This window comes from Saccharococcus sp. Marseille-Q5394 (assembly GCF_946901335.1).
In the GTDB taxonomy this organism is placed as follows: Bacteria; Bacillota; Bacilli; order Bacillales_A; family Planococcaceae; genus Sporosarcina; species Sporosarcina luteola_C.
Genome location: NZ_CAMPPQ010000001.1, coordinates 864,573 through 878,314 on the forward strand (window position 1 = coordinate 864,573; position 13,742 = coordinate 878,314).

Annotated in this window: 17 protein-coding genes and 1 other annotated feature (1 of these 18 only partly in view); all 17 genes read right to left on the minus strand. The window is 45.3% G+C overall.

Annotation, left to right across the window (positions count from 1 at the left end; all coding sequences use genetic code 11):
- Window positions 1–43, minus strand: a sequence feature (ribosomal protein L21 leader region); it reaches 31 nt to the left of the window's first position.
- Window positions 44–84: 41 nt separating this feature from the next.
- Complete coding sequence (locus OC538_RS04370; protein ID WP_262173451.1) at window positions 85–699, minus strand: metalloprotease; 615 nt, start codon at window positions 697–699, stop codon at window positions 85–87.
- Entirely contained in the window at window positions 696–1,244 is a 549-nt protein-coding gene (locus OC538_RS04375; RefSeq protein WP_262173452.1) for a M23 family metallopeptidase, read from the minus strand. Before OC538_RS04375 ends, OC538_RS04370 begins: the two co-directional genes overlap by 4 nt.
- A 282-nt stretch (window positions 1,245–1,526) precedes the next feature.
- A complete protein-coding gene (gene minD / locus OC538_RS04380) occupies window positions 1,527–2,324 on the minus strand; it encodes a septum site-determining protein MinD (protein ID WP_262173453.1) in 798 nt (265 codons plus the stop codon).
- A gap of 1 nt (window position 2,325) precedes the next feature.
- Entirely contained in the window at window positions 2,326–2,997 is a 672-nt protein-coding gene (minC, locus tag OC538_RS04385; protein WP_251694292.1) for a septum site-determining protein MinC, read from the minus strand.
- A gap of 24 nt (window positions 2,998–3,021) precedes the next feature.
- Window positions 3,022–3,540, minus strand: coding sequence for a rod shape-determining protein MreD (gene mreD / locus OC538_RS04390; protein WP_251694291.1), 519 nt, complete (start codon window positions 3,538–3,540; stop codon window positions 3,022–3,024).
- A complete protein-coding gene (gene mreC / locus OC538_RS04395) occupies window positions 3,537–4,430 on the minus strand; it encodes a rod shape-determining protein MreC (protein ID WP_262173459.1) in 894 nt (297 codons plus the stop codon). Before mreC ends, mreD begins: the two co-directional genes overlap by 4 nt.
- 18 nt (window positions 4,431–4,448) lie before the next feature.
- Complete coding sequence (locus OC538_RS04400) at window positions 4,449–5,465, minus strand: rod shape-determining protein (protein ID WP_251694289.1); 1,017 nt, start codon at window positions 5,463–5,465, stop codon at window positions 4,449–4,451.
- 240 nt (window positions 5,466–5,705) lie between these two features.
- Window positions 5,706–6,383 carry a RadC family protein gene (gene radC, locus OC538_RS04405; RefSeq protein WP_262175144.1) on the minus strand — a complete coding sequence of 226 codons (678 nt, stop codon included), beginning with the start codon at window positions 6,381–6,383 and terminating at the stop codon, window positions 5,706–5,708.
- A gap of 28 nt (window positions 6,384–6,411) precedes the next feature.
- Window positions 6,412–7,011 carry a Maf family protein gene (locus tag OC538_RS04410; protein ID WP_262173460.1) on the minus strand — a complete coding sequence of 200 codons (600 nt, stop codon included), beginning with the start codon at window positions 7,009–7,011 and terminating at the stop codon, window positions 6,412–6,414.
- Window positions 7,012–7,107: 96 nt separating this feature from the next.
- On the minus strand, window positions 7,108–7,776 hold the full coding sequence (locus OC538_RS04415) for a hypothetical protein (protein ID WP_262173461.1): 669 nt from the start codon (window positions 7,774–7,776) through the stop codon (window positions 7,108–7,110).
- Between the two features lie 89 nt (window positions 7,777–7,865).
- Window positions 7,866–8,621, minus strand: coding sequence for a prepilin peptidase (locus OC538_RS04420; protein ID WP_262173462.1), 756 nt, complete (start codon window positions 8,619–8,621; stop codon window positions 7,866–7,868).
- Complete coding sequence (locus OC538_RS04425) at window positions 8,618–9,301, minus strand: pilus assembly protein PilO (protein WP_262173463.1); 684 nt, start codon at window positions 9,299–9,301, stop codon at window positions 8,618–8,620. The genes OC538_RS04420 and OC538_RS04425 overlap by 4 nt, the downstream gene beginning before the upstream one ends.
- The gene (locus OC538_RS04430; protein ID WP_262173464.1) at window positions 9,294–9,929 is read right to left on the minus strand and encodes a fimbrial assembly protein; all 636 of its coding nucleotides are present in this window, start codon (window positions 9,927–9,929) and stop codon (window positions 9,294–9,296) included. The genes OC538_RS04425 and OC538_RS04430 overlap by 8 nt, the downstream gene beginning before the upstream one ends.
- Window positions 9,930–9,931: 2 nt before the next feature.
- Window positions 9,932–10,885, minus strand: coding sequence for a type IV pilus biogenesis protein PilM (gene pilM, locus OC538_RS04435; RefSeq protein ID WP_262173465.1), 954 nt, complete (start codon window positions 10,883–10,885; stop codon window positions 9,932–9,934).
- 24 nt (window positions 10,886–10,909) lie between these two features.
- Complete coding sequence (locus OC538_RS04440) at window positions 10,910–11,365, minus strand: prepilin-type N-terminal cleavage/methylation domain-containing protein (protein WP_262173466.1); 456 nt, start codon at window positions 11,363–11,365, stop codon at window positions 10,910–10,912.
- A gap of 119 nt (window positions 11,366–11,484) precedes the next feature.
- Entirely contained in the window at window positions 11,485–12,696 is a 1,212-nt protein-coding gene (locus tag OC538_RS04445) for a type II secretion system F family protein (RefSeq protein ID WP_262173467.1), read from the minus strand.
- The gene (locus OC538_RS04450; RefSeq protein WP_262173468.1) at window positions 12,696–13,733 is read right to left on the minus strand and encodes a type IV pilus twitching motility protein PilT; all 1,038 of its coding nucleotides are present in this window, start codon (window positions 13,731–13,733) and stop codon (window positions 12,696–12,698) included. The genes OC538_RS04445 and OC538_RS04450 overlap by 1 nt, the downstream gene beginning before the upstream one ends.
- Window positions 13,734–13,742 lie beyond the last annotated feature (9 nt).

Sequence of the window (13,742 nt, forward strand, 5' to 3'; positions counted from 1 at the left end):
CCTTTCGGATGCTTGTACCTTGTCAGTGCGGTTGTAGCACGGGTGCGCTACAAACAATAACATTAAAATATTACCATGCGCAATCTATGGCGTCAACTGTTTTCTTTTTAATTGCTCATAAGCTTGTTCATATTTCCGGAACTTGAAAGCGGAAATGTTTTGAATCAATAAAAATAGTGCTAATGCAAGAAGAAGGACGGTTTCCGGAAGTCCCAGAAGGAGCAGTAGGCTGACAGCCAGTAAAACGGTGATGGAAAAGACGAGAAATGCGGCTCTCATCTTATATTTCCTCTCTTCCTTTTCAAGCATGGCGCTGATAGCCTGTCCACCATCAAGCGGTAAAATAGGCAAAAGATTCAGCGCCAAAATCACTAGTTGAATACGCATGAATTGTTCATCTCCGGGAAAGTCAAAAAACATCGATAACAGGAGAAGAATTGCTGTCGCGGCAGGTCCGCCGATAGCAACGGCCACTCTTTGCCTTTTCCCGTAAGCATATCGGTCGGGAATTCGCAGTTCTCCTCCATAAGGCATGATCGTGCATGACCTGACTTTCATGCCCGACATTTTTGCAGCGAATATATGGCCCGCCTCATGGAAGAGTAGAGAGATGAAGACGAGAGCGTAAAACGCCAATCCACCCGTGACCATCAGCACGAGGAAAAATGGTGCCAAAATGGGATGAAGGCGAAGCTTCATTTCGTATCTTCCGAGAAATAAGTAGCCAAAACCGCCGCTTCCAATACGACCCCTTCCCGTTTCACTTTTAAGTAGATCGCCTCTTCATTCATAAGGGCAAGCGTGTCCCCCTTTTTCACAGTCGAATAGGGTAGCTTTGAAATCGTTCCAACAAATCCGTACGTCACTTCGTCCCCGTCATCGTACAAAACGGTGACCGTCTTTCCTGATTGCCGGGTAAAGCCGGTGAAAACGATAAGCCCGTCCCCTTGGGCTATGATCGGCATCGCATGTGCATACGAAGCGATAACGCCGTCCTTATAGGGCTGCATCGATTCATATGCAGCAAACGGCATCTCCTCGGAATCGGCAGAGACTGTGATCGTATCCTTATCGGGATCACCGATTATTGAGGCAACCCACTTTTTCATGACGATGAAATCTTTGCCTGTCGTTATATATTGGGTAACAGGCTTGCTGATGACTCCGGCCTCTTCCAATTTGGCAAAGCAGAATACGCCAATTACTAGTATGATTGCAATGAACCATTTTGTTTTCCATTTCACCCCGCCACACCACCTTTTTCCTCAGTATATGACGGGTGTACTCTGAATATTATGGGCAAATGTCCAAGTGTGCTCTTTATTATCTGTAGGTAATAACCGCTCCAGGTGGACGCTTTCCGCGGGCGAGGCTAAGCCTCCTCAGTCGCTACGCTCCCTGCGGGGTCTCAGCTGTCTCGCTTCTCCCGCTGGAGTCGCCACCTTCCGCTCATTCTCAAGTGAATTTCCTAACTACTAAAAAGGATATAGCTATAAAAAAAGAACCCTTAAAGAAAAGGGTTCTGGTTATTTCGCGAATAATGTTTTCAGTTTCCCGAAGAAACCGGGTTTGCCTTCGTCTAGTGACATTAGCGGCACGGATTCGCCTAAAATACGGCGGGCGATGTTCCGGTAGCCGATTGCTGCCGGGTTCGAAGGGTCCATGACGACCGGCTCCCCTCTATTCGAAGAGGAGATGACTTTTTCATCATCCAAGACGATGCCAAGTAGATCGATGGATAAATGAGTTGTGATTTCATTGACATCTAAAGCGTCGCCGCTATTGACGAGACGGCTTTTGATCCGGTTGATGATCAACTTAGGAGGCTCGATATCCTCCTGCTCCAACAGTCCGATAATACGGTCCGCGTCCCGCACCGCTGAAATTTCCGGCGTCGTGACGACGATTGCACGATCCGCACCTGCGACGGCATTCTTATACCCTTGCTCGATGCCTGCTGGGCAATCGATCAAGATATAATCATAATCACGTTTCAATTCAGTGATTAATTCCTTCATTTGTTCCGGTTCGACTGCATTTTTGTCTGTAGTCTGCGCAGCCGGCAGCAAGAAAAGTCCATCTTCAAAACGCTTGTCTTTGACGAGCGCCTGGTGGATTTTGCATCGTCCCGCTATTACATCAACGAGATCGTAAATGATACGGTTTTCGAGACCGAGGATGACGTCCAGATTACGAAGGCCGATATCCGTATCAACAAGACATACCTTTTTACCTTGTAGAGCCAATGCTGTCCCAAGATTTGCAGATGTCGTCGTTTTACCGACTCCACCTTTTCCTGACGTTATTACGATTGCTTCACCCACACTAGCTCCCTCCTTTGAATGTTGACAGATTTGGCCGCAGAATCCGTAGCTCCTGTAAACGGTCGATGGCAATGAAACCGCTTGAATGTATGTATGCGCATTCCATCTCCGGTTGCTCCGACAAAATCGTCAGTTCATCAGTCATCGTTTCCAATTTATCCGCTATCATCAAATGCGTCGCTTCAAGCCATGAAGCCGCAATGACCGCCTCTTCATTGCCAGTTGCACCTGCATGTGCGATTCCTTTTAACCTACCTAATATATAAATGCTTCCGGCAGCAACTACACGACCGTTCGGATTGACATCGCCGATGACGACGAGATCGCCGTCAGCCTTTACGACTTGTCCGGAGCGGACGATGCCGATATAGGTCTCCGATTGTTTCTCAAGTACTTTCCGATTGCATTCTTCGATTGTAATGACCTCGCTCTGAATCTTTGAAACTCGTAAATGCGGAGATTCGTGCACGACATTCATAATTTCCTTCAGTTCTTCTTCATTACAATAGCGGTTCCCTGTATGGACTTTCACTTCAGCAAGCCCTTCCAGACTGTTTTCGCTGACTTTATTGCGGAGTTCTGCAATCATGTCCGAATAAGCGCATTTGTCGTCAAGTCGGAGGACAAGCCCGTCTTTTGTCCCTTTTATTGTTACATAGTGCTGTTTCGTCATTTGCGTCCCTCACAGTTTCCTTAATTATATTCCGGCTTTTTGCAGTCCCACTTCATCGATCAGCCGTTTGAACAGATAGCCGAACATCCCCACAAAGATGGAATTGGCGCCCATCGTCGGCATAAGCCTAAGCACGATGAACTCTTCAAAGCCAATTGAGGTCAATGCAATCAGGCTCGCGAAAAAGAATGATAGCAATTCAAGCAGCGCAACCATCGCCAATGCTAAAAGCATGACAGTGATGATATGGCGATGGATTTGCCTAATGATCAAAGCAGCAAAATAACAGATCACCGGATATAAAAAAGTATATATACCAATAATATCAATGTGATACATATCATACAAGAGTCCAAGTACGATTCCGTAAAGGATTGCACGTCTGCGACCATAGTAGGCTGTGATGAAAATCAGATAAACGATAACAAAACGGGGAACGAGCGTGTAGGATACATCTGCGATCGATATGGGTGAGAAAAGACTGAATACAGGTTCAAGAAAGAATAATATGACAGCAATAAGAGGGATTATGAACCTAATCACGATCCATCCTCCCCCTCTTCTTCCTCATCGACTTCGCCATCCGTTCCGCTTGTAACGCCGGATGAACGATTTGCAACCATCACATGATCCAACATGGAGAAATCAGCGGCCGGACGAATATAGGCCAGTTTGGTCAATCCGAAATCATCCGTTGAGACTTCGGTCACTTCCCCGATGAGCAAACCTTTCGGAAAGATTCCTCCTAAACCGGATGATTCGACCTTCTGTCCTTCCTTGATGTGAAAATTCGAATCGATGCGCTTCATTATCAATTCGCCGCGCGCTTGGTCATATCCTTCTATCAAACCAAAAATCGCTTCATCCCCAGGAATGACTGCAGCTACCCGGAAGTTGCTGTTTTCAGTCGACAGCAATTCAACTGTCGATTTAAAAGGAGTGACGAGCACCACTTTTCCAATCAGACCTGATGCAGTTATGACAGCTCGATTCAACTTCACACCTGCGACGCTGCCTTTGTCGATGACGATTTTCTCTTCCCATTGATCGGGATTCCGGGAAATGACAGTCGCCTGGATAGGCTCGTAATCACGCAGGCTATCTTTCTTGTCTACGATTTCACGCAGTGTTTTATTGTCTGCTCTTACATCTGCCAGCTCCGCTTGCGTTGCGGCATATTCTTTTAATCGCGCTTTCAAATGCTTGTTTTCTTCATATGTATTTAAAATACCATCGATTTTATCCAATGTGCCTGTAATATAATGTGCCGGTTTCGAGAAAAGAGATTGCCCGAAACCGACGACATCTTTCACAATTTGTTCTGGAAGGGTGGCGTTCTGCCTGTCTTTTAAGGAGAATGAAATCAAAGCCACAAGGACAATGACGCCCACAAGCAGCAAAATCAACCGTTTATTCGAAAAAAATCGCGGCATTGCCCAAATCCTCCCTCATTACCTAGCTTGCATCTTTTTAATCACTTCGAAATTATCGAGCGCTTTCCCCGTTCCAATCGCTACACAATCAAGCGGGTCTTCAGCGATGAAGACAGGCATATTCGTTTCATCCGAAATGACCTTGTCCAAGTTTTCAAGCAATGCTCCCCCGCCTGTCAAGACGATTCCGCGTTCCATGACGTCTGCAGATAGCTCAGGAGGAGTAGCTTCCAACGTCTTCCTGACGCCTTCAATAATTTGTGTGATAGATTCACGAAGTGCTTCTACGATTTCATCAGAAGATATTTCCAAAGTTTTTGGCAGGCCAGTTAAGAGATCTCGGCCTCTAATATCCATCTTTTCAGGTTTAGCAGAAACTTTCGCCGAACCAATTTCAATTTTAATAGCTTCCGCAGTACGTTCACCGATTGTCATATTATACGTTTTACGGATATAACCGATGATTGCTCCGTCCATCGAGTCTCCTCCGACACGGATCGATTCACTCGTAACGATGCCGCCAAGTGAAATGACTGCAACTTCTGTCGTACCGCCACCTATATCGACGACCATGCTGCCGGTAGGTTCCCAAACTGGTAAATTAGCACCGATAGCTGCAGCAAACGGCTCTTCTATCGTAAACGCGTCTTTAGCACCAGCCTGTCTTGCCGCGTCAATGACCGCCCGCTGTTCAACAGAAGTAATGCCGAAAGGAACGCAAACCATGACGTTCGGCTTTTTCCAAGCGCTTCCTGCAGCTTTTGTCGCTTCTTTCAAATAATGCTCGATCATCGCTGTCGTAATTTCAAAATCCGCAATGACTCCGTCTTTCATCGGCCGAGTCGCTACGATGGAACCAGGTGTACGCCCAATCATATTTTTAGCCGATGATCCGACTGCCACAATTTCATTCGTTACTGTATTTTTCGCAACGACGGAAGGCTCTCTAAGAACAATCCCTTTTCCTTTAATGAAAACTAATGTATTTGCTGTGCCGAGGTCAATCCCGACATCTCTTGATCCAAATCCAAACAAATCTGTTCTTCCTTTCTATTCGACCGCATAATTATGGTCTTCTTGAAATCATACACCACATTATAACGGATTGGAGAACAAATTCACAGTGTCAATAGCAATAGACTGGATTTTGATGCTATCGCCTTCCTTCTCCACGCAGCTTCAAGAAGCCCCTGAAATCTCGTCATACTGTGGGGTCAGGCGCCTCTATCGACTACTTATATTACATAAATCCACTTCCATATTAGGAGTTATTTGCTAACTCATATACCCTTTTTCCTTAAGACTAATGAAACGATGATCACCGATTATGAGATGATCGAGCAGCTCAATCCCGATAATCGAACCTGCTTCGACAAGCCGCTTTGTCACCTCTATATCCTCGGGGGAAGGCGATGGGTTTCCACTTGGATGGTTATGCGCGCAAATTATGGAAGCCGCAGAGCGTTTTACCGCCTCACGGAAAATTTCCCTAGGGTGCACGATCGATGAATTCAAGCTTCCGATGAAGATCGTCTGTTTGTGCAGCACTTCATTTTTCACGTTCAGAAATAGGACGACGAAATGCTCCTGAACGAGGGAAGACATATCTGTCATCAAGTAAGCTGCAGCGTCTTCGGGAGATTTAATGACATATCGGCCTTCCGAATGTTTGCGGGATATCCGCTTGCCAATTTCGACGGCGGCGAGTATTTGGACTGCTTTTGCTTGTCCCACGCCTTTAACAGCCATCATTTCTTCTACATTGGCATCCTTCAGGTCCTGGATTTTATCGAATGATTTAAGGATCCTATTGGCAAGAATAAGAACCGACTCTTCCTTTGTGCCTGTCCGCAACAGGATGGCAATGAGCTCCTGGTTCGACAGGCTACCAGCCCCTTGCCGGATAAGCCTTTCACGGGGTCTATCCGCGATATGTACATCTCGGATCATCATCTGTTTCTTCACATCGACTGTCAATGAATCATTCAGCCTCCTTCAACAGGATGACGCCCTCTTCACGTAATATCTGCACCAGCTTCGATAAAGGCAATCCGACGACATTCAGGTAATCGCCATCAATTTTTTCGACAAGGAGGGCCCCCGCGGTTTGGATGCCGTATCCCCCCGCCTTATCCATAGGATCGCCTGAGTCAACATATGACTTCAGCAGCTGATCGTCCAGTTCCTTGAATGTAACTTTCGTCTCGACTGAAAACACTTTCGAAAATCCGCTTCCAAGAATGCTTACACCCGTGAAAACTGTATGGGTATTGCCGGAAAACTTTCTTAGGAAGCTTTCTGCTTGTTCTCTCGATGACGGTTTTGGATAAATCTCTCCTTCAAAGACGACAATCGTATCAGCTGCGATGACGAAAGCATCAGATCGCATTTCGGAAACAGCGGCAGCCTTTTTGACAGCTAGCTTCTGGACATATTCCGCGAAATCCCCTTCCTCCAAATCCGCAACTTCTTCGACATCGCTTGGCATTGTTTCAAACCGAATGCCAAGGTTTCTGAGCAACTCTTGCCTTCTCGGTGAGCCTGACGCCAGAATAATCGGCCCTTTTGCAATGAATTCCATATAAGCAACCTCCTTTTTCTTAATCATACTGTAGAAGGAGTGTAATGGAAATTTTCATAAATCCGCAATAATGAGAGTTTGTCCCGTTTTTCCGCCTCAAAAATTGATTTTCGCACAACCATCCTTATGGAAATAATGCGCGAGCAGCTTAATGCGAAAAATGCGCAAATCCGAAGTAAACGCAGTGACAGCCGCTATATTCTTCCGGAATTCAGCAATCTTTTCATCATCCGCTTCTCCTTCTGCAACAGTTGTCAAAACTTTAATTTTGGATAATTCGGTTTCAGACAGAGCGCTTCTTAATTTTCCGGCGCCAACGTTTGAACACGACGATGCATCTACGAAAAATGGCTTTCTAAATGTCATTTCGTATTCGCTCACTTCTATCTCGTCTTCTTGAATACCGACCTCGCTCCACACATAGAACTGTCCCCCAATTTGCAGTATGGTCGCTTTTGCAAGGCTTGCATCTTGCGAAATGAAATCCTGCGCTGATTGTGCAGATGAAAACACACCATGCTGTTTAGCGAACAGTTGGAGAGGGGCTTCTTCCGGCGAAATTGCAGGACCGGAAGTAGGAGTCGTTTCACCGGATGCAGGCGGATCAGTCACCACTACTTCCTTTTCCCCCGCCTTTTCTTTCCCTTGTCCATTCGTACCGACAATGATGAAACCTACGATTGCCACGGCTGCAATGCCAATGATGACGCCGTGCAGCATCGCCATCGCGACTGTCACTTTCGAATATTTCTTCTTGAAGTTCATGCCAGACCACCCCGTTTTTAGTAACCGTATCAAATTTGACATGAAAAAGAACAAGACGTATGTCGTCTTGTTCCAAGAAATTTATCGACTTAAATGAATAAATGCTGATACCATTCGACAAGGTCCGCTCCGAAGAAATACGAAATGACGGCTGCCGCCGCAATGGAAGGTCCGAAGGCGACAGGCGTTTTCCTGCCTTTTCCGGTTTTCTTCAACACATAAAGACCGACGACAGAACCAATTAATGAAGCGAGGAACAACGTCAATAGTGTATTCACCGTCCCAAGCACTAGCCCGATGACGAAGAACAACTTGATATCTCCTCCGCCCATTCCACCTTTCGACACGACGGCAATGAGATACAGCACAGTAAAACCGACTGCCGCCCCTAACAGGCTATCCCACCACGGCGTTGTAGGAATTGGCCACCGAAGGATCAAAAGCGATATGGCGAACGGCAAGAGCACTCTGTCGGGGATCAACATATACGTGAAATCGGAAACTGTGATGATGACAAGCAATGAGACAAATAACAACGCGATGATTAATTCATATGTAAAACCGATATGGTAATACGAAAATGCAAATAAAACACCAGTTATGAACTCCATAAAAGGATACATCGGGCTGATTTTCTGTCCGCACCCTCTGCATTTTCCGCGCAGAGCGACGTAGGAGAGGATCGGAATCAAATCAAGCGGACCCAGTCTCCGATTGCATTTCGTACACTGGGAAGGGGGAGAAACGATTGATTCCTTTTTCGGCACACGGAGACCTACGACGTTGAAGAAGGAGCCGAAAATGCTTCCGTATACGAAAAATAAGAGTATCCAAACAATGTTCATTCACTATCACCTAGTCCAGGAATTTTGTTTATCGGCGTCGGATCCTGTTTACCAGCCGGTAACGGAGCATCCACTTTCGGCGCTTCATCTTCAAGATTCCCTAAATCCGGCCGGAATAACGCATGAAACGTGACAATTAACTCTATCGGACCATCCTCTTGTTCGATCGTCCTCACTTCATCAGGAGCAGTGAACTCTATACGGTCCATAATGAAGATGCGCTCCATCGATTCGATTTCTTCGATGAACTGGTCGATTTGGCTGTATACATCCGCCGCCAAATGCACTTCTGCAATGACAGCTTGTACATTTTCAACATGTTCGGGCGCATTTTCAATGATCGGTTCTTCAATAGAAAAATTCAATTCGTGGACATAGGTATCTGACTTCACTTCCGCTTTCTGAATTTGCAGGAGGATTAGATCTTCTAGCGGCTTTACAGGAAGCTTCTCTTGCAATGGACGGGAACTGGATGTACCTGTAGGACTTTGCTGCGCCTCTTGACGCTGTAACGCAAAAAGGATATCACGTTCATTCGCCAACGTCTGTGCAGCGCGGTCATTTGATTCTTTAGCCGGGGCGAAGATTTGAAAGTATGAATAAGCGGCAAGTACAAGAAGAAATACAATCGCCAACACTAGGAGCCCCATCTCATTTTGACGTTTTGAAAAATTACTCATCGGAGTCGACCCCCTGCTCGTCCGTATTATCATTTTCAGCCGCTTCTTCTGTTCCTTCAACTTCGACAACAACATCTCGTTCATCCAAGTATTCAATACGATACGTTGCTGCGAAACGCGGAATTGACTCCAAATCACTTTCTTCATCAAGACTTTCAGCTACCAACGACTCCATTGTTGCTAATGATACAACAGTCGACGATTTGATCCTCGTCAAATAATAGGCAGCATCCGACTTATCATCAAATTGGACAACTACTGACGATTCATGAGGAGCTGTAAATTCGAACGAAACAAAAAAACCACGCTCCGGCAATAAAGCGACCATCTCACGCAATAAAGGCAATGTATCGAAGCGATATGCTTCCGCCCATTCAACAGTTAAAGCGAGCAATTCCCGGTCGCCCGCATGTGAAGAGGGCTGGAGGTTATCCCGGATCGCCTCCTGGCTTGCATGCAAGGATGCGATCTGCGTTTCCGCCAGCGCCGTCTCTTTCGATAGGGAGAGGGATAAGACAAAAAGAGTCGCCCAAAAAAGAAGAGCCGCACCTAAAACAACGAGTGCAGCAATGAGGAGCGTCGATCGCTCCCTCTCCTTTTCAGGCAATAGATTAATATCAACGAGCATGACTACACCTCTTTCAATGCCAACCCGATCGTCCGGTTGAAGGTTGCGGGCAATTGTTGTCCATCTTGAAGTTCCAAAGGTTTTTTCAGCAAACGTTCCGCTTCAATTGAAAATCGCTCACGTATAGTGGACAATAGTTTCTCCATATCACCATATTCGCCATTGACGAGCAGATGTGTAATGGAAGCACTTCCGTTATGTAAATTATATCGATAAAAGTTCATCAACTTTTCAAGTTCCATCACTATCGTCGTAGGTGTAATGGAATGCGGGTCTACTTGAGCATCCGCAACAATCGAAAGATCGGCGGATTGCGACAGATCGACAGGTCGCATGAAAAGCGGGTAATGCTTATGGAAAATCGAGACCGTGAGTACACCGTCATGCATATCAGCGATGAGGACATGCTCATGTCCGCCAAATTGGTACACCTTGTAAGCAAGGCGATAAAGTGCAAGCGGTCCGATGTCCGCAACGACAGGATTCAGTTTCACCGCTTTGAGCACATCTTCGTACTTGTCCAAAATGCTTTCCTTCGATGCAATTAAAATCGCTTCCTTGCTTTCTCCATTCAAACTACAAGGAACTACGTCAAAGACCGGATCATCAAATGGCAAATAAATCGTAGAGCCGATTTCAATGAAGAAATGCCCTTTCAGTTCATCCGGCTCAATGTCTTCCGGATAGGGCACCTTCCGAATCATCACGTATGTATCAGGAGCAAGAAATTGGACATCGCGTTTCGCGATGCCCCACTCCTTCAAATGCCCTTCCAGAATGACCACCAGCGCCTCCGCATCGACAATCTTCCCCTCGACGACAGTGTTCGGAGGAAGCTTCACTTCCTCCGCACATTCAATAACGATAGGGTCTTGTGACTTCAACCGGACAAAACGGACGGCATCATCTTCAATTGTAAGTGTTGCCGGCTGTTTGCGGCGGTTGAATAGCAGCATTATTAAACTCCTTTTAATTATATATTATGGATTTGTGGTAGTTCCAGTAATTGTGTAACCTCCTGCTCCACTTCCTTTCTTTGGATCATTATTAATTGACTCTACTGTAGCTCCGCTAAAAGTAACCTTTTTCCCTCCGGAGTAGTCTATTTCAGCTGTTGTAATTTTACTTGGTGTTCCTTTTTCTACTTTATTGGTGTTACCTGTTGGCAACTTACCTCTGTTTTCTAAATAACCTTCACTAACCAACGTGTCTATTGTTACGGAATCTGCCTTTCCATCAATAAAATAAAGATTAGCCGCGTTTAAAGCATTTAAAGCATCTGCCTTTACCGCATTATATTTCGAGTTTTCAATTACTCCACCAATCGCCGGTACAGCAATCGCCGCAATAATCCCCAAAATGACAATAACCGCCAAAAGTTCGACGAGTGTTAACCCTTTTTCGTTTTTCAAACGTTTCTGTAATAACTTTTTCATCATTATTCCTCCCTATTCTACCTTATTTACACTTTCAAATTAAGAATACCAAACTACTAGCCGAAATGAAACTATCAAACTATAATTTTATACAAATATTTATTTTTCGACAAAATCCATTACATATTATCTATTTCTGTAAATAGACTGAACATCGGCAATAGAATCGAAAGTACTATTGTCCCGACCAATCCTGCAAGTAGGACAATCATAAGCGGCTCTATTAGTGCTTTCAGCCGATCTGTCGAAGCGTCGACTTCCTTTTCATAGAAATCCGCTACTTTTCCGAGCATCGCATCAAGCGACCCAGTTTGTTCCCCGATTGCAATCATATGCGGAATTAACGGCGGAAACGCCCAATGTCCCGCCATCGGCTCTGTCAATGAACCGCCACGTTCCAATGATTCTCTTGATTCACCAACAACGCGAGAAATGACTGCGTTTTCCACAATCTTCTCCGTCATCGACAATGCCTGCAAAATTGGAACGGAACTCGCAAATAAAGAACTTAGCGTCCTCGTCAACGTGGCTAGCGATGATTTCTTCAAAAGATCACCAAAAATCGGAAGACGTAACAGGAAGGAGTCCAGCAAATACTTCCCTTCCTTATTATTGTGCAACATGATTATGCCAACTACTACTGCAGCAACAGCTAGAATGAAAAGATACCAATATGCGACCATGAAATCACTTGCCTTCAATACAAATTGTGTCAGCAATGGAAGTTCGCCACCAACACTCGCGAATAAATCCACAAACATCGGGACGACGAATGACAACAGGAAAATAACGACGCCAATTGCTACGATTCCAACGACAATCGGATAAGACATGGCAGAAATGACTTTCTGTTTCGTCATATGCGCTTTTTCGTAATGCTCTGCAAGTCTGTCCAGCGAATCATCGACTGTACCCGACATCTCTCCCGCTTTGATCATATTAATGACCAATGGTTCAAACGCCTTCGGATGCTTCATCAGCGTATCAGATAATGAACCACCTCCCCGCAGATCATCCCCGACAGAAACCAAAATCTTTTGAAACGGCTTCGATTCGACTTGCAATGATAATATACGAATTGATTCCACGATTGTTACGCCCGCACGGAGCAATGTTGAAAATTGGCGAAGGAACATGATAAATTGTGTGCGTTTGATCGGTTTTCCGAGATGAATCTCTTTCGTGAGAACCGTTTCGGCTTGCTCTGTCAAATTGGTCACACGGATTCCTTGGTTCTTTAATTTCAAAGCGGCTTCCCTTTTATTCGCAGCAACAATAATACCGGATCTTTTGGAATTAGCATCCCGGCCATCATATTTGAACCGAGCCATCAATCATCACCTTCAATATACGGCACTGCCGCTTCGTATGAAATGAGTCCCCGGTCAAGAAGATGCCTGACTGAAGTATCCATCATATGCATCCCCATAGACCGATTCGTCTGGATAACATTTGGAATTTGATGGACTTTTTCTGAGCGGATCAAATTAGAGATTGCAGAATTGTTGATCATCAATTCAGTTGCGACTCTTCTACCTTTCCGGTCAACTGTCTGAAAGAGACGTTGCGACAATACAGCTGTCAATACACCAGCCAACTGAACACGGATTTGGGATTGCTGTCCATGTGGGAAGACGTCTATGATTCTGTCGATCGTCGAAGCCGCGCTCCAAGTATGGAGTGTCGCCAGAACAAGATGACCTGTTTCAGCCGCAGTGATGGCAGTTGAAATCGTCTCTAGATCTCGCATCTCCCCTACAAGGATGACATCAGGATCCTGCCGTAAAGATGCACGCAATCCATCAGCAAAAGTGCTTGTGTCAAAGCCGACTTCCCGTTGGTCGATAATGGAAGATTGATGGGAGTGAACATACTCAATCGGATCTTCGAGAGTGATAATATGTTTGCGACTGGTTTCATTCAGATAACGGATCATCGCTGCAAGTGTCGTCGATTTTCCAGAACCTGTAGGGCCAGTCACCAAAATGAGACCTTGAGGAGTTTCAGCCAGTGACTTTAATATTCCGGGCACTTGCAATTCATCAATTGATGGAATTATCGTCGGGATTGTCCGAAAGGCAAGCGAAATTGAACCGCGCTGTTGAAATGCATTTACACGGAAACGTGCGATTCCCTTCAATTCATATGAATAGTCGATCTGGCCCTTTTCAAGAAATGCCCCGAATAATTTTTCCGGGATAGTCGATTTGGCCGCTTCCTCAGTAAATTCATCATCCATAGTCACTTCCCCATAACGTTTCAATTCTCCATGGATCCGAAAAACAGGAGGCACGCCGATTGTCAAATGGATGTCGGATGCTTTCAATTCAAATGCTTTTTCCAATATTTTATCTATTGTTTCATTCATACCTATACC

What these genes read in the sequence shown, in the direction of transcription:
- OC538_RS04370 (WP_262173451.1), bottom strand. Translation starts at nt 699, where the DNA reads ATGAAGCTTCGCCTTCATCCCATTTTGGCACCATTTTTCCTCGTGCTG.
- minC (WP_251694292.1), bottom strand. Translation starts at nt 2,997, where the DNA reads ATGACGAAACAGCACTATGTAACAATAAAAGGGACAAAAGACGGGCTT.
- mreC (WP_262173459.1), bottom strand. Translation starts at nt 4,430, where the DNA reads ATGCCGCGATTTTTTTCGAATAAACGGTTGATTTTGCTGCTTGTGGGC.
- radC (WP_262175144.1), bottom strand. Translation starts at nt 6,383, where the DNA reads ATGATGATCCGAGATGTACATATCGCGGATAGACCCCGTGAAAGGCTT.
- OC538_RS04410 (WP_262173460.1), bottom strand. Translation starts at nt 7,011, where the DNA reads ATGGAATTCATTGCAAAAGGGCCGATTATTCTGGCGTCAGGCTCACCG.
- OC538_RS04415 (WP_262173461.1), bottom strand. Translation starts at nt 7,776, where the DNA reads ATGAACTTCAAGAAGAAATATTCGAAAGTGACAGTCGCGATGGCGATG.
- OC538_RS04420 (WP_262173462.1), bottom strand. Translation starts at nt 8,621, where the DNA reads ATGAACATTGTTTGGATACTCTTATTTTTCGTATACGGAAGCATTTTC.
- OC538_RS04425 (WP_262173463.1), bottom strand. Translation starts at nt 9,301, where the DNA reads ATGAGTAATTTTTCAAAACGTCAAAATGAGATGGGGCTCCTAGTGTTG.
- OC538_RS04430 (WP_262173464.1), bottom strand. Translation starts at nt 9,929, where the DNA reads ATGCTCGTTGATATTAATCTATTGCCTGAAAAGGAGAGGGAGCGATCG.
- pilM (WP_262173465.1), bottom strand. Translation starts at nt 10,885, where the DNA reads ATGCTGCTATTCAACCGCCGCAAACAGCCGGCAACACTTACAATTGAA.
- OC538_RS04440 (WP_262173466.1), bottom strand. Translation starts at nt 11,365, where the DNA reads ATGAAAAAGTTATTACAGAAACGTTTGAAAAACGAAAAAGGGTTAACA.
- OC538_RS04445 (WP_262173467.1), bottom strand. Translation starts at nt 12,696, where the DNA reads ATGGCTCGGTTCAAATATGATGGCCGGGATGCTAATTCCAAAAGATCC.
- OC538_RS04450 (WP_262173468.1), bottom strand. Translation starts at nt 13,733, where the DNA reads ATGAATGAAACAATAGATAAAATATTGGAAAAAGCATTTGAATTGAAA.